The sequence below is a fragment of the Micromonospora sp. NPDC049359 genome, assembly GCF_044466585.1.
Taxonomy (GTDB): domain Bacteria; phylum Actinomycetota; class Actinomycetes; order Mycobacteriales; family Micromonosporaceae; genus Micromonospora.
The window spans coordinates 314,109-333,661 of sequence record NZ_JBITMW010000003.1; the positions used below are offsets into that span (position 1 = coordinate 314,109).

Annotated in this window: 9 protein-coding genes; 1 reads left to right on the forward strand and 8 read right to left on the reverse strand. The window is 71.5% G+C overall.

The window, feature by feature from the left end:
- Positions 1 to 139: 139 nt before the first annotated feature.
- The 6 genes from ACIBTX_RS10040 to ACIBTX_RS10065 form a co-directional block, all read right to left on the reverse strand.
- The gene (locus tag ACIBTX_RS10040) at positions 140 to 1,960 is read right to left on the reverse strand and encodes a hypothetical protein (RefSeq protein ID WP_357174064.1); all 1,821 of its coding nucleotides are present in this window, start codon (positions 1,958 to 1,960) and stop codon (positions 140 to 142) included.
- 55 nt (positions 1,961 to 2,015) lie between these two features.
- Complete coding sequence (locus ACIBTX_RS10045; protein ID WP_357134580.1) at positions 2,016 to 2,978, reverse strand: sulfotransferase domain-containing protein; 963 nt, start codon at positions 2,976 to 2,978, stop codon at positions 2,016 to 2,018.
- Positions 2,979 to 3,004: 26 nt separating this feature from the next.
- Entirely contained in the window at positions 3,005 to 3,841 is an 837-nt protein-coding gene (locus ACIBTX_RS10050) for an alpha/beta hydrolase (protein WP_357174262.1), read from the reverse strand.
- A 2-nt stretch (positions 3,842 to 3,843) separates the two neighbouring features.
- Positions 3,844 to 4,155, reverse strand: coding sequence for an acyl carrier protein (locus tag ACIBTX_RS10055; RefSeq protein ID WP_357174061.1), 312 nt, complete (start codon positions 4,153 to 4,155; stop codon positions 3,844 to 3,846).
- A gap of 38 nt (positions 4,156 to 4,193) precedes the next feature.
- Positions 4,194 to 8,996 (reverse strand): beta-ketoacyl synthase N-terminal-like domain-containing protein, encoded by a 4,803-nt coding sequence (locus ACIBTX_RS10060; protein WP_357174058.1) that lies wholly within the window; start codon positions 8,994 to 8,996, stop codon positions 4,194 to 4,196.
- Positions 8,997 to 9,069: 73 nt separating this feature from the next.
- Complete coding sequence (locus ACIBTX_RS10065; RefSeq protein ID WP_396832331.1) at positions 9,070 to 16,407, reverse strand: SDR family NAD(P)-dependent oxidoreductase; 7,338 nt, start codon at positions 16,405 to 16,407, stop codon at positions 9,070 to 9,072.
- Between the two features lie 840 nt (positions 16,408 to 17,247).
- Here ACIBTX_RS10065 and ACIBTX_RS10070 point away from each other — a divergent pair.
- A complete protein-coding gene (locus tag ACIBTX_RS10070) occupies positions 17,248 to 18,141 on the forward strand; it encodes a sulfite exporter TauE/SafE family protein (protein WP_357134572.1) in 894 nt (297 codons plus the stop codon).
- A gap of 88 nt (positions 18,142 to 18,229) precedes the next feature.
- Here ACIBTX_RS10070 and ACIBTX_RS10075 read toward each other — a convergent pair whose 3' ends face one another.
- Together ACIBTX_RS10075 and ACIBTX_RS10080 are read right to left on the reverse strand one after the other, a co-directional pair.
- Positions 18,230 to 19,087, reverse strand: coding sequence for a helix-turn-helix transcriptional regulator (locus ACIBTX_RS10075; protein WP_396832332.1), 858 nt, complete (start codon positions 19,085 to 19,087; stop codon positions 18,230 to 18,232).
- Entirely contained in the window at positions 19,036 to 19,551 is a 516-nt protein-coding gene (locus ACIBTX_RS10080) for a tetratricopeptide repeat protein (protein WP_396832393.1), read from the reverse strand. Before ACIBTX_RS10080 ends, ACIBTX_RS10075 begins: the two co-directional genes overlap by 52 nt.
- Between the last annotated feature and the right edge of the window lie 2 nt (positions 19,552 to 19,553).

The window sequence follows — 19,553 nt, forward strand, 5'->3', positions numbered from 1 at the left end:
GGGCGGGGGGGGGCCCGGCCCGCCGCCGGGGGGGGTGGGGGGGGCGCCCGAAACAACCCCGGTTCCCCGCCCCCCACCGCGCCCTGCCGGATCGCCGCCCGGACTCCGCCTCGGCTCGACCGCCCTCATGAAACAGGCCCTAACAGTGCTGCACGCTGAGTCGGATCAGTTCCCAGCCGCCCTCGGGAACATCGTCGTCCGGGTCCGTACGCAGGTTCATCGGATTGGCCATGCCCAGGTAGAGGGTCGACCCGTCGGCGATCATGTTGCGGATCCCGTAGTTCAGGTAGTTGCCGAGCCCACTGTTGTCCACCACCGTGGCCGGCCTGCTGGTCGAGTCGAAGACGAACAGGTCGCCGCCGTAGACCGGGGCCGGCGGGGGGTCGTCGGCCAGTACCGAGGCCTTGCCGAACTCGGCCGCGGCGGGGCCGGTGACACCCAACAGCCGGGCGGTGTCCTGGCCCAGGTCCTTGGAGATGTAGCTCCAGTCCATGGTGCCCACGTACAGTTTCCCGCCCGCCACCGCCATCTTCCAGGTGTAGTTGTTGTAGGGGTTGCCCATGCCCGACGGGCCGTACAACGGGGTGTATCCGGTCGAGGCGGCGGCCCAGAGGCCCGCTCCGCCGTTGCCCGCCGGGTCGTAGGCGGGCAACTGGGATGCGCCGTACAGCAGGTCCACCCGCTGGTGACGGTCGCCGAAGCTCTTACCTCGGAAGATGCTGATCGCCCGCTGCGTGCTGCGGACCGTGGACCGCAGCGCGGCCTCGTCCGCCGGTGGGTAGGTCGCGATGTGCACCGTGGTCGCCTTCATCGGCACGTGCATCGTGCCCCAGTACAGGTAGCCGTTGAAGGAGGCGAGCCCACCCAGGGCGTAGGTGCGGGCCACGACCGGGTCGGGCTCGTACCCGTCGACCGACCAGACCTGGGTCCAGTTGTCGGCGTCGGCCGGCGTGAGGCCGCGTTCCCCCTGCGACAGCTTCGGGCTCATCCACACCCCGGCGACCCCGGACAGCGGCTCGTCGGTCGTGCCGGGCACGGCCGCTGCCAGGGCGTCGTCACCGGAACCCGTCCAGGTCGTCACGAAGATCCGCCCCTCGTGCACGGTGAGATCCGCCGCCTGGGCCGGTAGGTTCGCGACCTCGACGAAGCTGAACGGATTGCTCTTGGAGCCGGTCCAGCGCAGCACGTGCCCCCGGTTGCCGCCGTTCGCGCCCACCCCGACACCCGCGTAGAGCGCGCCGTCGGCCACCACGAAGTGGCGGATGTTGCCGTACGCCGGCAGGTTGATCGAGCCGAGGAAGGCGCCGGTGTCGGTGTCGAAGGCGAACAGGTTGATGCTCTCGCCCAGGGCGGGCCCGCCCAGGAACGCCACCCCCTGATGGGTGCCGGCGGCCCGGATTCCGGCGGTCGTGCTCAGCCGGTTGGCGTCGGTGGTGGAGGCGGCCTTCACCGCCTCGGTCTTCTCCGTCAATCGCCCCGAACGTTTGTCGTACGTGTACAGGCGGGGCGGGCGATGGTCGCCCAGGGTGGGGGGCAGAGTCGGGTTACGTTTCGCGATCTGGCTCTCGCCGTACTCGCACACCCAGTCGTCGTTCAGGTTCGGTGTCGTGTTGCGCAGGTTGCGCCCGCTGGTCATGCAGTTGACGTTCGCTCCGGTGCCGAACCACAGGCTCTGCGCGGTCTGGGTCATGCCCCACAGGTAGGACTGGTTCACCTTCGGCTGGCCGGTGGCGCATGGCGGACCGGGTGGATAGGCCACGCCGATACCGGCGAAGCACTCGTCCGGGGTGCCCTTCCCGATCAGCTTCCGCTCGTATTTTGGCTGATGTCCGGCCGTACCCGGCGCATCCGTCCCGATCGGGGTGGCGGCGGCTGACGCCGGCGCCGCGAGGACGTACAACAGTCCCAGTACGGCGGCCGCGGCGAGCGGTCGCCGGCCCGACATCCGGAGTGGTTTCACGAATGGTTCCTCTCGTTCGACGGAGTCCTGAGGGTCGGTGGGGCACGATCGCGGGTCAGGCCGCGGCGACCTCGCGGGACCGGGCGGGGCTGACCACCCGTGGGGCGACCCGCCGTGCCCAGTCCTCCCAGTCCTCGAACTCCAGGAACCGGGCCAGCAGGCCGAGCTGCCCGATCGGGTCGGCGACCAGGTCCTCGTAGCTCATCCGGTGCAGGTGGCGCGGCGGCAGGTCGGTGAGCGCCTGCTCGGCCTGGCTGGTCAGGAACGCGCTCAGACCGAGGTAGCGGCGCAGGTCCTGGCCCCGATCCCGGAGCAGGTCGGCGCTGAGCCGGTCCGGCAGGTAACGCTCCAGGTCCTCGGGCACCGACTGGCCGGGTTCGATCCGGAACGGATCCAGCCCGCACCGGCCGAGGAACTCCACCCGCAGCTGAATCAGCTGGAACGACGAGTGCTGGCTCATCGAGCGGGCGGTCGCCTCCCGGTCGCGGGTCAGATACACCACCTTCGCCTCGGGAAATGCCCGCAGAAGGTACGGAGCGACGTGGCTGGACCCGCCGGAACGCTCGACCCAGCGCCGCTTGCCGGTCATCACGGCCAGCAGGTCGAGGAACATCCGGTGGTGGTCGCCGACCGACTGCGTCGGGAAGTCCGGCACCCGCTCGGCGAGCTGGTCGAAGAGGCGGTCCGGGTCGGGGGTCAGCTTCGACAGGGTGATGGCGAGGATCCGCGGCAACTCGGTCATCCGGTCGGCCCACCTCCCGGTCGCGGGATACCGCACCTCCTTCGGCGGCAACCCGATTCGGAAGAGAGTGGCGAGTTCCGCCTTGGGGCTGCTCAGCACCGCCCAGTACGCGGCCCCGGTCAGCACCTCGGAACTGCGTGCCCAGGGTGCGACGGACATGAAGAACTCCTGCGCCGAGAGAGTCTCGGGCTGCTCCGCGATCAGGTCCGAGAGCAGCGTCGAGCCGCACCGGCCGTTACTGATGATGATCGACCTGCCGGTGACCGGGGTGTCCATCCGAGGACCTCCTGCACGTTGGGTTGTCACGGGGCGGTGGCCACCTCGGCCACCTCGACGGAGCACTCCTCGCGGAGCCACGCCAGGACGAGCCGGCGGACCGCCTCCGGCCGGTCGACCAGGACTGTGTGTTTCTCGCCGGGTAGGACCACGGTCCGCGTCTGCGGCAGCAGCCGGACCACCGCCGGTGCCAGCTCGACGACCGCGGAGTTCGCGCCGTAGAGGCAGAGCACCGGTACGTCGATCGCGCTGATCTGCGCGGCACTGGGCAGGGCACTCGCCGGTAGGTCCCGGGCCAGCGTGGTCGCCATGAGCAGCTCGCCGGTATCCCGGGCCCGGCGGGCCACCTGGGCCCCCCGGCCGGCGACGATCTGCGCCAGCGCCTCCGGTCGGGGCAGAAGGTCGGCGGCCCGGTCCAGCCGGCGCGCGACCCGGGCCATCCACGCCGGGGTCGGCGGCGAGGATTCGACCGCCGCGACGGAGGCGACCCGGTCGGGGTGCCGGGCCGCGTAGGCGAACGCGATGGTGCCGCCGAACGAGTTGCCGAGCAGGTGCACCGGAGCGGTGACGTCAAGTGCGGTCAGCATCGCCGACAGGTCGTCGACGAAATCGTCGAGGGTGTAGCCGGTGGGCGGGCGCTCGCTGTGGCCGTGCCCCCGCAAGTCGTACATCACCACCCGCAGCCCGGCGTCGGCGAAGGGCTTGGCCAGGGTGAAGTACCAGCTCGCGAGGCTGTCGGAGGCCATTCCGTGGATCATCACGAGGGTCGGCCCCGCACCCCGGTCAGCGCCGACCTCGTCCGGCTCACCGGCCGGTGGTTCGAGGTGTTCGACGTGCACGTCGATCCCGTTGGCCCGGATCATCGTCACGAGTGGACCGCCTCGACGACGGTGGGGCTCGCGTCGAGGGAGCGTGCGATGTGCTCAACCAGCTGCCCGACCCGCAGCTCGCCCACGGTCTCCAGATCGAGTTTGGCGACGAAGTGCGCGAAGTTGACGGTGTTGCCGTACCGGGCCTGCAGCCGGCCGGCGAGGGAGACGACGTCGATGCTCTCCATGCCGAGGTCGTCGCGGAAGGTGGTGTCCACGGTGATGGGTTCGTCGGCGGCGAAGTCGCCGAGGACCGCGTGGATGATCCCGGTGAGCTCGGCGAGGATGTCGGCGTGCGAGGCGGCCATGGGAGGTGCTCCTTCGGATGGTCGGGAGTGGATGCCGGTCACGGCTGATCGGTCCCGGTCCGCGGGCCCCAGGTCCAGGCGACCACGTACCGTCGAGGTGGTAGGTCTTCGGGATTTCCGACCTCGCGGTGCTGGACCGGGTAGCTCCGGTCGTCGACGTGGACCGTCAGCACCGTGTCCGTGGCGCCGGTCACCACGAACCGGCGCGGGCGGCCGTCGAGTCCGGTCCCCTCCGCCTTGCCGACGGCCTCCTTGGCGGCCCAGAACCGGGTGAACCACTGCCGCCGGTCCTCGGCGTCGCCGCCGAGCGAGTCCAACAGGGCGGTCTCCCCGTCGGTCAGGGCGAAGCGCAGGGTGCTCTCCGGATGGTCGGTGATCTCGGCGACGTCGATGCCGACGCCGGGCGCGTCGGATGGCGACGCCGGCCCGCGGGGTTTCGCGATCGCGACGCCGATCTCCGCGCAGTGCGCCAGCGAGACATCGCAGTCGCGCAGGTCACGGCCCGGACGTCCGTGTACCCGGGGTCGCCCGTCCGGATCGTTGCCGACCGTCAGTTCGATGGGGTAGATGTCGCGGTGTCCGTCCTCCCACAACCGGAACCGGACGGCGTCCTTCACCGCGATCCGGCCCAACAGCCACTGTTTGCGGGATCTGGCGGGCTGCCGCTCGTAGTCCTGGTACGCGGCCGAGCCCAGGATGCCGCGGGCGGCCATGCCCTGGGTGACCAGGTCGGTCCAGCAGTCGAAGGCCATCGTCCAGCCCTCGGGTTGGATCAGCGACATCGGATGCCGCTCGGGGAACCGCTCCGCCGGCCGGGCCTGCGGATGGCTGTCGAAGCGCCGGTCCACCGCGCCCTCGATCTGTGCCCACACCCGGCCGTCGACCACCAGTTGGGTGTCCGCGACGAGTTGTGCGTCGTCGATCGAGCGCACCCGGGCGACACACTCGAAGTCCGTACCGGGTGCCGGCGGGGGGCCGAAGTAGCGGATGTGGCGAAGGCCCACGGGCAACGCGACGGTACGGAACGGCTGTGTGGTGATGAGCCAGTTGCCGATCAGCTGCAGCGCGTTGTCCAGCAGGGCGCCCGGCGGCACGGGTGCGCGGACCACCCCCCGTACGTGCATGTCACCGAGGGCGTGCACGGCGGTGATGCCCTGGAACTGGGGGCCGTGGAACATCAGCCGCTCGGCGTACATCTCCTCGGCGCTGATCCGTGGCGGCCGTTCGGTCGCGGGATCGTGCCGCCACACCTCGGGCGGGTCCGCCGGATAGTCCGCGGCGAGTTCCACCATCGACCGGGCGTACGGGCCGAAGGTGACCGAGACCAGGCCGTCACCGGTCGGCCGCACCGCGATCTCGACGTCCTGACCCGGCTCGGCTATCAGCCAACGGTTGAACCGGGCGTCGCGTACGGCCACCGCCCGCAGGCCCGGCATGGCCTGCTCCGCCGCGTCGACCATGTGCTGCACCAGGGTGGTGGCCGGCACCACCGGCCACCGGTCCTCCATCTTCGGCCAGTCCGGTGGCTGGACGAAGAAGCAGTGGTCTTTCAGGTACGGCATGTTCTCGACGGAGACCCGCAACGTGATCCGCCGAACCGGACCCGGGTCGCCGTTGCTCGTGCTGCCGCTGACCGCCTTGCCGGTGTCGACCCCGTTGGCCGAACCGACGCCGTTGCCCGCGACGCCGTTGCCACGGCCTCCGGGCGCGGCGGTTCGGGAGGGTCCGGCTGGCGGGGCGACCGGGGGTTGTCCGACACCCGGGCGCGGCGGTACCGGCGGAGCCGGCCGGGCGGCCGCGTCCAGAACGCTTGCCGCGTCCCGAGCCGTGTCCTGCAACAGCGCGGCGAGTTCCGCGGCCGCGCTGGACCGTCCGGTCAACCTGTGCAGGGCGGCAAGCGCCGCCGCCGGGTTGGTGCCGTTACCCGCCGGCTCCGGCTGCCGCTCCGCTCCGACTGCCGGCGAGGCGCCGACCGGGACGGCCGAACCGTGCTTTGGCGGACCCGCGGCCAGGTGGTTCGGCGGGGTGCCGCCCGCTGACACGCCGAGCAGACCGGCGGCGCCCGCCCCGAGCCGGACCAGTGGGCCACCGAGATCCAGCGGAATCGACGGGCCACGGCGTACCGGTTTCGCGGCTGCCTTCGCCAACGGCGGATCGAGCGCGGTCAGGTTCGGGCTGCCGCCCTCCACCCAGATCGCGGTGGCGACCCGGCGGAGCTGGTCCAGCCCGCTGCGGTGCTTCACGTTCACCGGCATCGCGAGATGCTCACGCCCGCGCAGGTTGTCGCTGATCAGCGAGGCGAGCTGTCCCGCACCGACCTGGAGGAAGACCCGTACCCCGGCGTCGTACATCGCCGCGACGGTCTGACGGAACCAGACCGGCTCCATCATGTGCCTGACGAACAGGGCGTTGACCTGCGCCTCGTCAGCGGGGAACGGTGCCGCCAGGGTCGCCGACCAGACCGGTATCCGAGTCGGGTGTACCTCCCACCGCCGCAGCGCCGCGCCGATCGACTGCAGGCCGTCGACGAACACGGGGGTGTGGAAGGCCGACCGGAACGGCAACTTCTGACACAGCACGTTCTCCGTACGCAGGGCCTCGACCAGCCGGTCCACCTGGGGTTCGGGGCCGTTCACCACCGACTGCCCCGGGGCGTTGTCGTGCGAGAGCACCACCCCCGGAAAGTCACCCAGCATCGGGGTGACCCGGTCCGCGCCAGCTCCCACGGCGGCGAACACGTATCCGGAGACCTCGACCGAGTCGGCGTGGAACAGTTCCAGAAAGTCGTCCATCGCCGCCGTGCTGATCTGCCCGCTGGTCGCCGCGGCGGTCCACTCGCCGATGCTGTGTCCGGCGACCGCGTCCGGTAGCACGCCGAGGTGGCGCAGCGCCCTGTCGAGGAGTTTGCCGACCTCGATCAGCCCGGCGCCGTGCCGGCCCAGGTCCGAGGCGGACCACTGCCGGTCCGGCAGTCCGAGGTGCGCGGCGATGTCCGCGGTACGGGGCGCGAACTCCGCCTCCAGGCCGGGGAAGACGAAGGCGAGGCGTCCGGTGCCGGCGGCCAGCAGCGGTGACGGGCTGAACCAGATGTCCCGTCCGCCCCGCCAGGCCTGACCGCGGGCGACCGTCTTGCGGGCGACGGCCAGCAGCTTGTCGGTCGGGCTGACGATGCCGAGTCGGCACGCTTCGGCCCCGTTGGCGGGCCGGTTGCTCCGGGCCCGTTCGACGCCGAGGGCCCGCACCTCGTGGTCGCTGCGGGCCAGCAGGCCGGCCAATTGGGCGGGGTCCGGCGCGGCGAGCCAGAGCACCTGGTCCGGCTCGGTCACCGCAACCGTCGAGCTGCCCGTGGTCGGCGCGGTGTCTCGTCCGACACTCGCTCCACCCACCGCCAACGGCTGCCCGGCGGTCGGCCGCTGCCGTACACCGGCGGGTTCGGGCGCCTGCTCGATGATGACGTGTGCGTTGATGCCGCCGAAGCCGAAGGCGTTCACCCCGGCCCGACGCGGCCCGTCGCTCTCCCACGGGCGGGCGGTGGGGATCGGGGCGAACCGGGTCGCGGCCATCTCCGAGCGTGGATCGTCGCAGTGCAGCGTGGGCGGCAGGACTCCCCGGTACACCGCGAGCGTCGCCTTGATCAGGCCGGCGATGCCGGCGGCCGGCATGGTGTGCCCGATCATCGACTTGACCGATCCGATCACCGGGCGTGGCCCGTCGCCCGAATGCGGTCCGAAGACCTCGGCGACCGAGACCAGTTCGGCCGCGTCGCCGGTGGGTGTGCCGGTGCCGTGCGCCTCCAGCAACCCCAGCGCGTCCGGCGCGGTCGGGTCCAGCCCCGCCGCCTCCCAGGCCCGCCGGATGGCCAGCACCTGTCCGGAGGAGGCCGGGTTGAACATGCTCGCCGAGCGGCCGTCGCTGGACATCCCGCTACCCCGGATGACGGAGTACACCCGGTCGCCGTCCCGGACAGCGTCGGACCACCGCTTGAGTACGACCACACCCGTGCCCTCGCCGATCAGCAGGCCGTCGGACTCCCGGTGGAAGGGCCGGCTCTCACCGCGCCTGGACAGCGCCCGCAACTGGTTGAACACCGACCAGAAGCTGATGTCGTGCACGTGGTGCACTCCACCGGCCAGGACGGCGTCCAACCGTCCGCTGCGCAGCTCGGTGATCGCCTGGTCGACCGCGATCAGCGACGAGGCGCAGGCCGCGTCCAGGGTGTACGCCGGACCGCGCAGGTTGAGCCGGTTGGCCACCCGGGACGCGGCCAGGTTCGGCACCAGTCCGATCGTCCCCTCCGGCTGGTACGGGCCGAGCCGCTCGTCGAACTTCTCGCGTACCAGGTCGAGCCGGCTCTGGTCCAGCTCCGGAATCAGCTCCCGCAGCACCTGGATGACCTGGCTCGACATCCGCACCCGTTGGGCGTAGCGGGCCTGAGCCGGACTGAGGATGCCGCCCCGACCGAGGATCACACCGACCCGGTCGCCGCCGGGCAGTCGGTCCGCGCCGCCGGCGTCATCGATCGCGGCGGCGGCCACGTTCAGGGCGATGAGCTGGTCCGGTTCGATCTCCGCGACCGAGGCGGGCATGATGCCGAACCGCAGCGGCTCGAAGGTCGCGAACTCGTCGACGAACCCGCCGCGCCGGCAGTACATCCGGTCCGGCCGGTGGGCCTGCTCCGGGTCGTAGAACTCCTCGTCCCACCGGTTCGCCGGCACGTCGGTGATCGCGTCCACCCCGTCGACGAGATTGCGCCAGTAGCTCTCCAGGTTGCCGGCGCCGGGCATCACCGCCGCCATCCCGACGATCGCGATCGGGTCGCTCCGATCGGTACTCGTGTTCATTTTCGGCCTCTCGCTCCACCGTCGACGGGCGTACCGGGTGTGCGGCTCGGGTGCCGCCGAATCCGCTGGACGATCACCAGCCGGAGGCGGTGTAGACCACGGAATTGATCTTCGGGTCGCCCCACGCCAACTCGCTCAGCAGGCTGAAGGCACCCGCTTCGGGGTCGATCAGATCGATGCCGCGGCGTGCGTACTCCCGACTCAGCTCGTCGCTGACCATCCCGCCGTGCCCGGCGCCAGGTGCCCACGGCCCCCAGTGCACGGTCAGACAGCGGTTGCCGGTGCTGGCCGCCCAGCGGGCGCCGATCGCGTCGACCGCGTCGTTCGCCGCGGCGTAGTCGCTCTGACCTCGATTGCCGTATGCCGCGGCGATGCTGCCGAACAGCACCACGAACCGAGGGGGCGAGTTCAGCTCGTCCAGGCCGCCCAGTACCGAACGGGCACCGTCGACCTTGGTGCCGAACACCCGGGCGAACGACTGTGGGTCCTTCTGCGCGATCAGCTTGTCCTCGATCACGCCGGCCGCGTAGACCACGCCGTCGACCCGACCGTGCGTACGCTCGACGTCCAGCAGCAGGCGGCGGATCGCCGACGCGTCCCGTACGTCGAGGGCGTGGTAGCGCACCTCGCTGCCCAGTTCCCGCAGTTCGGCGAGGGTCGTCCCGACCTCGCGGGCGGCCAGGATCGCCTGCGCGGTGTGTTCGATCTGCGCCGGTGACCGCAGACCCCGGCCGGCGAGCGCGGCACGCAACGACGCCTTGTCCCGGGCCGACACCAGGTCCGGATCCTCCGGCCCGGTCGGCAGCGGTGTGCGGCCGACCAGCTCGATCCGGCAGCGGCTCGCCATGGCCACCGCGCGGGCGAACCAGGGCGTGATCCCGCGAGCCCCGCCGACCAGCACCACCACCGAATCCCGGTCGAGGCCGATCGCGGCGGCCTCGGAGGCGCCGTCACCGGCCGGCCCGGCACCGCTGGTCGCCACCGCGCCCAGCGCCACCGGGGTGAGGGAGACAGTTGTCCGCTCGGTCTCGCGCCGCACGACGGCCGGGGTCTCCCCGGGGACCAGCAGCTCGTCGATCAGGTGTCGGGCGATCTGCTGCGGTTCGGCGGCACCGTCCACCTGGACGTACCTGGCCGCCACCTGTGGGTACTCCCTGGAAATGGTACGGAACAGGCCGGCCAGGCCGTCGCTCCGTTCGGTGCCGCCGACCGGTCCTGCCGCGAGCAGCCAGCGGGGACCGGCGGCGAGCGCCTGCTTGAGGAACGGGAAGACGTCGGGCAGCAGGGGTGCTCCGGCGCCGTCCAGACCGTCCAGCAGGATCAGCCCGTCGAAGCCGGCGAGCTGGTCGGCCTGCCTCTCGTCCAGCACACCCGTCTGCCCGGCCGCGCCCTGCTTCTGGAGCAGTTCGGCGAGGTACGGCAGCGCCGGGCTGGCGCCGGTGATGAGGAAACGCGTTCCGGCGAGCACGTCGGCCGGCTGCCCGGCCGGTGGGGCGCCGGTGTCCGCGCCGGAAGGTCCCGCGACCACCGTCGCCAGGGGCAGCAGCCGCTTCGGTGTGATCCCGGCCGGACCGCTGGCGGTGGCCGACACGGTGGGGACCGGCGCGGGTGCGATGGCCGGGCTCATGGTGGCCAGGGCCGAGGGCGCTCCGGCGGGTGGTGCCACCATCGGTGTGGGTGCGGTGAGGGCCAGCGCGCCGTTACTCGGCGACGGCGCCGGGGCGGTCACCTCCTGCGTCTTCTGGTTGAGCCAGTCGACCATGGTGCGTACGGTGCGGGCCTTGACGAGGTCTTCGAGTTCGGCTTCGTCGCCGTCGACGGCGAGGCCGAGTCGTGCGGCGACCTCGCCGGCGACTTCGGCGCGTTTGATGGAGTCGATGCTGAGGTCGGCTTCGAGGTCCAGGTCGAGTTCGATCAGGTCCACCGGGTAGCCGGTGCGTTCGCTGATCACGTCGAGGATCGCGCTCTGGAAGTCGGGACGGGTCATCACGGCAGTGCCGGTCGTGACGACAGTGGTGGAGTGCGCCACCCCGTTCGCCGGGCCGAGTACGGAGGTCGCGTGGATCACGGTCGTACCCGTCGTCGACCGGATCTTCTGGTTGAGCCAGTCGACCATGGTGCGTACGGTGCGGGCCTTGACGAGGTCTTCGAGTTCGGCTTCGTCGCCGTCGACGGCGAGGCCGAGTCGTGCGGCGACCTCGCCGGCGACTTCGGCGCGTTTGATGGAGTCGATGCTGAGGTCGGCTTCGAGGTCGAGGTCGAGTTCGATGAGGTCCACCGGGTAGCCGGTGCGTTCGCTGATCACGTCGAGGATCGCGGTCTGGAAATCAGGACCGGACGAGGTGACCGCCACAGCGGCCACCTCGACCCCGCCCGTCGGTGCGGCCGGGGGAGCGGCCACCACCACCGCCGTCGTCGTCGCGACCGCGTCGACCTCGGTCCCGTGACCCGGCAGCACCACCGGCGGGTACGCCTGCGAGGGCTGCCACACGAGTCGCCCACCCGCGCCGTCGCCGAAGTACGCGAGCATCACGTCCCGCTGCGAGGCGATCATGTCCCGGCTGGTGCGGAGGAACTCGCTCAGCAACTCGTCGCGGCCGTCCCGACCACTGAAGGCGGTTCCGTTCGAAGCGGTCATCGACAACTCCTTGATCCGTCGTGGGGGCGTCATTCCGCCGGGCAGGCTGTTCCCGGACTGATCTCGTACGAGCTGGCCGTCCACGGTCCAGAACGGACGCTGGCCCGTCTTGACCGCCCCGACGTCCGCCGTGTCGCGGCCCTGGAACAACCAGCCGGTCCAAACCGGGACGCCGGCACAGGCCAGTTGCGCGACAGTGACGAGGAAGCCGCGCAGCCCCTCGTCGGGACGGGGCTCGGTGGCGACCGCGAGGTGCGGCCGGTCGCCGAGGATGGCCCGGACCAGCTTGGTGAGGACCTGACCGGGGCCGGTCTCCACGAAGGTCCGAGCGCCGCTGGCGTACATCGCCTCGATCTGTTCGACGAAACGCACGGGCGCGCCGATCTGCGCGGCGAGCCGTTCACGTACCCGGTCGGCGTCCCCGTCGTACGGGGCTGCCGTGTGGTTCGACCAGACCTGGATGGCCGGCTCCCGTACCGTGCTGGACGCCAGCGCCTCGGCGAAACGTGTGGTGCCGCCGGCCACCACCGGGCTGTGGAACGCGCACGCGACGGAGAGCTGACGGGCCGACAGCCCGCCCTCGCGCAGCGCCGCCACCGCCGACCCGACCGCGGGAGTCGGGCCGGAGATCACGACCTGCGTCGGGGTGTTCCGGTTGGCCAGCACGATGTCGCCAGCCAGCCCCGATGCGGTGAGCACCTGGCTCACCTGCTCGGCGGTGCCGGTGACCGCCGCCATGGTGCCCGGGTCGTCGCCGGTGGCGGTCAGGATCGCCTCGGCCCGTTGCCGGCTCAGCGCGAGCAGGGTCTCGGGGTCGAACGCGTCGGCTACGCAGAGCGCGACGAGCTCCCCGTAGCTGTGTCCGCCGGTCAGGTCGGGCCGGACGCCCAGCCGACGTAGCAGGTGGTCGACCGCGAGGCCGCCGATGCCCAGGACGGGTTGGGCGACCCGAGTGTCGCGTACCCGGTCCTCCTGCTCGCGGGCCGTCTCCGGGTCGAACGCCGACGGCGGGAAGAGGAGGTCCGCCCACTCGGCGCCGAGGCGCAGGTAGTGCCGCAGCTCGGGGAACGCGACGAACAGTTCGGCGAGCGCACCCGGCCGCTGGCTGCCCTGACCGGGGAAGAGGAAGGCCACCTTGCCCGGCTCCGGGTCGTTCGGCGGTTGGACCAGCCCGCGTGCCGGGTCGTGCTCGCCGGCGACGGCCCGGCCCAACAGCTCGGCGAGTTCGTTCCGGTTACGGGCGACGATGGCAATCTGGACCGCGCCGGCCCGGTGGTCGGCCTCGTCGGACAGCGACGCGGCCAGGTCCCGCAACGACCACGGTCGGCCCAGCTCGTCGCGGTTCGACAGCATCTCCTGCAGCCGGCGTACCCGCAGCTGTGCCGCGGGCCGATCGGCGCCGCGGAAGCAGAACAGCTCCGCCGGCCAGGACTGCCGGGTGTGCCGTGGCTCGGGGCTGTTCGCATACGCGCCGAGCACGGTGTGGAAATTCGTCCCGCCGAACCCGAACGCGCTCACCCCGGCCAGCCGCTCGGCCGCCGGCGCGATCCACGGGCGAACGCCGGTGTAGAACGCGAAGGGACTGCGGGCCGGATTCCACGCGGGGTTGGGGCGGGTCAGGTGGATCGTGGGTGGCTTGACTCCGGTGTAGAGCGCGAGGCTCGCCTTGATCACGCCGGCCAGGCCGGCCGCGCACTTGGTGTGCCCGATCTGCGACTTCACCGAGCCCAGCGTGCAACTACCGGGCTCCGCGCCGGCCTCGTCGAAGAACCGGGTCAGGGTCTCCAATTCGGTACGGTCGCCCACCACCGTGCCGGTGCCGTGCGCCTCGACCAGACCGACCTGTCGGGGCGAGACCCCGGTGCGATGGTAGGCCCGGTCGAGGGCGCGTCGCTGCCCGCTCGCCCTCGGGGCGGTGAGCCCGAGCGCACGTCCGTCGCTGGAGCTTCCGATGCCCTTGATCACGGCGTAGATCCGGTCGCCGTCGCGCTCGGCGTCGGCCAACCGCTTCAGTACGACGCACGCCACCCCCTCGCCGAGGGCGATACCGTCGCCGGTGCTGTCGAACGTGCGGCACCGGCCGGTGGGGGAGAGGGCGTGCGCGGAGGTGAACATCAGGTAGTCGTTGATGCCGTTGTGCAGGTCGGCGCCGCCGCAGATCATCAGGTCGCTGCTGCCGGCGCTGAGCTCCTTGCAGGCGGCGTCCATCGCGGCGAGCGACGAGGCGCAGGCGGCGTCGATGGTGTAGTTGGGACCGCCGAGGTCGAGACGGTTGGCGATCCGGCCGGCGATGACGTTGGCCAACACGCCGGGGAAGCTGTCCTCGGTGACCGTGGGGAGTTGGTCCTCCAACTCGGGCGGCACGTCCCCGAGGTAGGCCGGAAGCATGGTCCGCAGCGTCTGGGCGTGACCCATGTCGCTGCCGGCCTCGGCCCCGAACACCACCCCGGTCGAACGGTGGTCCGCGCCGGCCGCGTCGTACGGATATCCGGCGTCGACGAGCGCCCGATGCGCCACCTCGAGCGCGAGCAACTGGGTCGGGTCGATGCTGCTCAGCGCCGCCGGGGGTATCCCGTACCGGATCGCGTCGAACGGGACCGGCTCGATGAACCCACCCCACCGGGAGACGCTGATCCGACCGGCCTGACCCGGCTCCACCTCGGGCGCGTAGTACGTGTCGACGTCCCACCGGTCGGCAGGCACCTCGGTGACCGCGTCGGTGCCGCTGAGTACGGTCTGCCAGAAACTGTGCAGGTCGGGGGAGCCGGGCAGCACGCAGGACATGCCGACGATGGCGATGTCCAGCGGCGCGACCGGCTCGTCCACCGGCGCGGTCGGCGGGACGAGTTCGGCGCGCAGCGCGGCGGTCCGTACCGCGAGGAACTCCTGTGCCTCGGTGGTGACCTGCGCGTGCAGCTCCGCGACCGTGGTCGGTGCGTGGCGCAGCACCGCGACCTGGCCGGCCATGAACATCCCCTCGACGGCCTGCACCGCCTCGTCGACCTCCACCAGGCCGTCGTTCTCCCGGCGTACGCCCTTGCTGGCGATCCGCAGCCGACCGACGTTCAACAGCTCCAGGTGCTCCCAGACCTGGCGGTTCTCCACCCCGGCCGACTCCAGCTCCTCCCGTACGCTGTGGAAGTCGTCCACGAACGGGCTGGGCAGGCAGCGGGTCGCGTGCCCGGGGGCGGTCTCCAGCAGCGACGTGCTGGTGGCGGCGATGGCCGTACGGTGGAACAGGGGCTGGATGGCGCCCTCCTGCACCGCTTCGCGGGTGAAGAGGTAGGCGGTCCCCATCAGCAGCCCGATCTGCGCCCCCCGGCCGGTCAGCGGGGCCGCCATCGCGGCGACCATCGCCGCCGACCGGGCGTCGTGGATGCCGCCCGCGAACAGCAGTTGCAGCCGCCCGGCGTCGTCCGGCGTCTCCGCCAGGAACTCCTCGAGCACCAGCAGCTGCGCCTCCCACAGGGGGAAGCTGGCCCGTGGCCCCACATGCCCGCCGCACTCCGCGCCCTCGAAGACGAACTTGCGCGCGCCCGCCCGCAGGAACTGCCGCAGCAACCCCGGTGACGGTACGTGCAGGAAGGTGGTGATCCCGTCCTGCTCCAACGCCGTGGCCTGGGACGGACGGCCGCCCGCGATGATCGCGCACGCGGGTCTGATCTCCCGGATCGCCTCGAGTTGTGCCGCGCGCAGCTCGTCGGGCGCGAAGCCGAGCACCCCGACGCCCCAGGGCCGCTCGCCCAGTCGATCGGCGGTCTCCCGGAGCACCCGGCGGGACTGTTCCGCGCCGGCCAACGCGAGCGCGACGAAGGGCAGCGCGCCGTCGGCGGCGACCGCGGCCGCGAACGGGGCCTCGTCGCTGACCCTGGTCATCGGGCCCTGTACCACCGGTATCCGGACGTTGAGGGCGTCGGCGAGAGCGGCGCCCGGCGCCAGGGCGTCCCCGGCAGACGATTCGGCGAGCGCTTCGAGAAGGTTGGCCCGGATTCCGCGTACGGCGGCGGCGGTGTCGGGCCAGCGCCGGGCGAAGACGGCGGCGAGCCAACCGTCCTGGCCGATCGGCAGCAGTTGTGAGGCGCTGTCGTGCGGACCGCCCCGGCGGATCCCGCGTACTCCGTCGACCAGGACCGTCTCGGATCCGTCCAGCCGACGGATCGCGCCCCGCGCGTCCGCCGGGAGCTCCGATTCCGGCATGAGGGTGAGCTGGCTGTCCAGGACGACGCCGGCCGCGCCGCCGATGACACAGGCGACGGCGGTGCGGGGGCCGATGCCGCCGGCGACCCAGATCGGCAGGTCGATGTCGTCGGCAGCGGCCAGTTGCTGGAGCAGGACGAACGAGCTGAGCTCGCTGACTGTGCCGCCACCCTCCATGCCGCGCGCGATGAGCCCGTGCGCTCCGGCGGCGGCGGCGTACCGGGCGTCGTCGAGGCTGGTCACCTCGACGAGCACTCGGTACCTGTCGACCACGTCGGCCAGTGGCCAGGGCGTATCCGGCGGTAGGACCAGGAGATCGACCCGGCCGTGGCCCGCCCGCTCCACGTCGGCCGGCGTGGCGGTGCAGCCGGCCGGTACGCGTACGCCGATCGGTCCGCTCGACCCGGCGGCGGCCTGGGCCAGGGCGGTGAGTGTCCAGCTGTCGCCGGAGGCGAGGTCCAGGACGCCGTGACCGCCGCCGTGGCGGGCGGCGGTCACGATCCCGGGACTGGGTTCGAGGGGGCTACCGACGCTGATCACGATTACGAGATCGCGCGTGTTCGGTGCAGGACTCATCGGACTCCCACTTCATTGGGCGCCCGGGTCTCGAGCGCGACCGAATGAATCAGATGATCAACCGAGGTTGCCGCCCGCAGCTTATTGTCGCCTATCGATCTCGGGCTCCGATTAAGTTAGGCCAGCTTAGTTACGGCTCAGTTAACTTTCCCAAAATAGCCCGCTGGCCTGCGGTTCTTCCGATCGCATCGATGAGACGCGGGACATCTTCCGTCCGCCAAGCCGTGACGGCCTGACCTCGGTTGGGCGGCCGGCGGCTTCGCTCCGGCCGCGAGGCGCGGTGTTAACTATCGACGTACTTTGAATTCAGAAGTGTTACTAGCCCGGCAGAGAAAGTGATGTCTATCACTATCGTCTTGCAGATCCGGCTTATAAAAGCACTCTTATCTGGTCGGTTTGGTGGGGCCGGAACCATTCCTATCTCCTGAGTATGGAATTGGTCCCGGTCGGCCCTCGCTTAATGTTCGTAATGCCTATCGGAGAGGGGGAGAATCAACCGGCAAAATGCCATGTCATCGAGCGGGGCAACCCGCTCGTCGCTCAACCGACCACCGCCGGGGAGGCCCCGGTCAGCCGCACCGGGTCGCGCCGGTTCGAGCCGGGCGCGGCGTGCTTCGCGAGCCCTCCACGGCGGTGGCTCCACGCCACCCCTCCGTACGTCCGTTCCTCGACACCCGCGGGGTCGACGGGTCGCCACGCCCGCTGTGCCCGGCGGCACCGCCGGATGCCCGCCGGCCAACCCGGACCGGCAGGACCTCGCCCACGGGCCGCCCACCCGCCCGTCCAACCCGAGCGGTCCGCTTCCCCTTCCACCTGCCCCCAACGAACTGGTGGTCCCTCATGCGCAAGATTCTCCTGCTGGCCCTGGTCGGTCTCGGCGCCCAACTGGTCGACGGCAGTCTCGGCATGGCCTACGGCGTGACCTCGACGACCCTGCTGCTCGCCGTCGGCGTCCATGCCGCCGCCGCCTCCGCCACCGTGCACCTCGCCGAGATCGGCACGACCCTCGCCTCGGGTGCCGCCCACTGGCGATTCGGCAACGTCGACGCGAAGGTCGTCGCGCGGATCGGCATTCCGGGGGCGGTCGGCGCCTTCGCCGGCGCGACCTTCCTGTCCAGCCTCTCCACCGATGCGGCGGCACCGATCATGTCGCTGATCCTGCTCACCCTCGGTAGCTACCTCCTGGTCCGCTTCACCACCTTCGGGTTGGCGAAGGGCAACATGGGCAAGCCGCTGCGCAAGCGATTCCTCGGTCCACTGGGCCTGCTCGCCGGCTTCGTCGACGCCACCGGTGGCGGCGGCTGGGGACCCATCGGCACCCCGGCGATCCTGGCCAGCGGCAGGCTCGAACCACGCAAGGTCATTGGGTCGATCGACACCAGTGAGTTCCTGGTCGCCGTCGCGGCGAGCCTCGGCTTCCTCGTCGGTATCGGTGCGGAGAACATCAACGTCGGCTGGGTCATCGCGCTGCTCGTCGGCGGGGTGGTCGCCGCGCCGGTGGCGGCCTGGCTCGTACGCCTGGTCCCGCCCCGGGTGCTCGGCTCGGCGGTCGGCGGCATGATCGTGCTGACCAACAGCCGAACCCTGCTCCGCAGTGACTGGTTCGATGCCTCGGCCACCCTGCGTTATGGCTGCTACGCGGTCGTCTGCGGGATCTGGGCGGCCGCCGTGACGTACTCGATCCGTCAACACCGGAGGGAGCAGCACCAAATCGTCCCGATCGGTAACAGCTGACCGGCCCCGATCCAGGTGACCAACAATGCCGGCACCTCCCGGCCGTGCTCCGAGAGGTGCCGGCGGGCGACCGCGCAGCGCCGCTGGGCTAAGTTGTCGGGTTGCGGCGCGCCGCCTTCGACGCCGGCGGTTCGGCGGACTCGGGCGCCTCGTCGGCCGCGCCGCGACGCCGGACCTGGCGGTCACCCTCGCGGCGACCCGCACGGGCGGAGGTCGCAAGCCGGTCGGCGAGCGCGATGACGAGACCGCGGAGGTCATCCGGTTGCTCGATGACAAATGGCCTGTCGAGTGACGCGAGCACCGGAGGCAACCAGTCGAGGCGCTCCGCCCACAGCTCGACGCGGAGCCAGCGCTCGGTCTCCGGATCTGCGTCTTGCCCGGCCGGCGGCTCCTGCACGCTGGCGACGCTGGCGACGCTGGCGGGAAGTCGGGCGCGGATCTGCTCGACCGTCCCCTGGATCCACAGTGTCACCTGATGCTGGTACGGAGCCTTGGCGAGCCCGGAGAGGACGCGCTGCGCCGGATCGAGTCCGGCGGGCGGCTCGAACGCGCCGGGCAGGGTCCTCGCGTCTGCGATGCGATCCAACCGGAACGTCCGGTCTTCGCCGATCTCGGGATCCACGCCCGTGACGTACCACCGGCCCGAATGGGCGACGAGCCCGTATGGGTGCAGCGTGCGTTCGCTGTGCCGCCCGTCGGCGGCGGTGTACCTGATCGAGACCGGCCGGCGGTGGTGCACGGCATCGGCGAGAGTGAGCAGGAGCCCGGCCTCCGGGACGGCGAACTCGCCGGGCGGCGCCGTGAAGGTGAGGGATTCGAGCACCGTGTCGAGCCGGTGGGCGAGCCGCTCGGGCAGTACCCGCCGGATCTTCGCCGCCGCCGTCGGCGCACGGACTACGCCGAGGAAGGCAGGGCGTCGAGGCGGGCGCGGACCGACTCGCTCCATGGATGGTCGAGGTCGGTGAGGATGCTCAGGGCCTGCTGCCACACCGCCCGCGCGGCGCCCGTGTCGCCCGCGGCGAGGTGGGTGTCGCCGAGGTGGGTGAGGGTGTCCGCCTCGTGGGCGCGGTAGCCGAGTTCTCGGAACAGTCCGAGGGCCTGCCGGTAACAGTCGACGGCCCGACCGTGCTGGCCGAGGTGGTGTCGGGCGTGGCCGAGGCTGTCCCAGGTGGCGGCCGTACCGCCGCGGTCGCCCACCCGCCGCAGGAGGCTGAGCGCGTGTTCGCAGTATTCGACGGCCGTGGCGTGGTCGCCGAGCAGCGTGTGGCACCAGCCGACAGCGTTGAGCGCGAACGCCTCCCCGCGTTCGTGCCCGGCCGTGCGGTAGAGCAGGACGGCGCGGCGGGCGTGCTCCAGGGCGCTGGGCAAGTCCTTCCGGTGCTCGTGCAGGTAGGCGAAGAGGCGGTGGATGA

What these genes read in the sequence shown, in the direction of transcription:
- ACIBTX_RS10070 (WP_357134572.1), top strand. Translation starts at nt 17,248, where the DNA reads ATGCGCAAGATTCTCCTGCTGGCCCTGGTCGGTCTCGGCGCCCAACTG.
- ACIBTX_RS10065 (WP_396832331.1), bottom strand. Translation starts at nt 16,407, where the DNA reads ATGAGTCCTGCACCGAACACGCGCGATCTCGTAATCGTGATCAGCGTC.
- ACIBTX_RS10075 (WP_396832332.1), bottom strand. Translation starts at nt 19,087, where the DNA reads ATGGAGCGAGTCGGTCCGCGCCCGCCTCGACGCCCTGCCTTCCTCGGC.
- ACIBTX_RS10055 (WP_357174061.1), bottom strand. Translation starts at nt 4,155, where the DNA reads ATGGCCGCCTCGCACGCCGACATCCTCGCCGAGCTCACCGGGATCATC.
- ACIBTX_RS10045 (WP_357134580.1), bottom strand. Translation starts at nt 2,978, where the DNA reads ATGGACACCCCGGTCACCGGCAGGTCGATCATCATCAGTAACGGCCGG.
- ACIBTX_RS10050 (WP_357174262.1), bottom strand. Translation starts at nt 3,841, where the DNA reads ATGATCCGGGCCAACGGGATCGACGTGCACGTCGAACACCTCGAACCA.
- ACIBTX_RS10060 (WP_357174058.1), bottom strand. Translation starts at nt 8,996, where the DNA reads ATGAACACGAGTACCGATCGGAGCGACCCGATCGCGATCGTCGGGATG.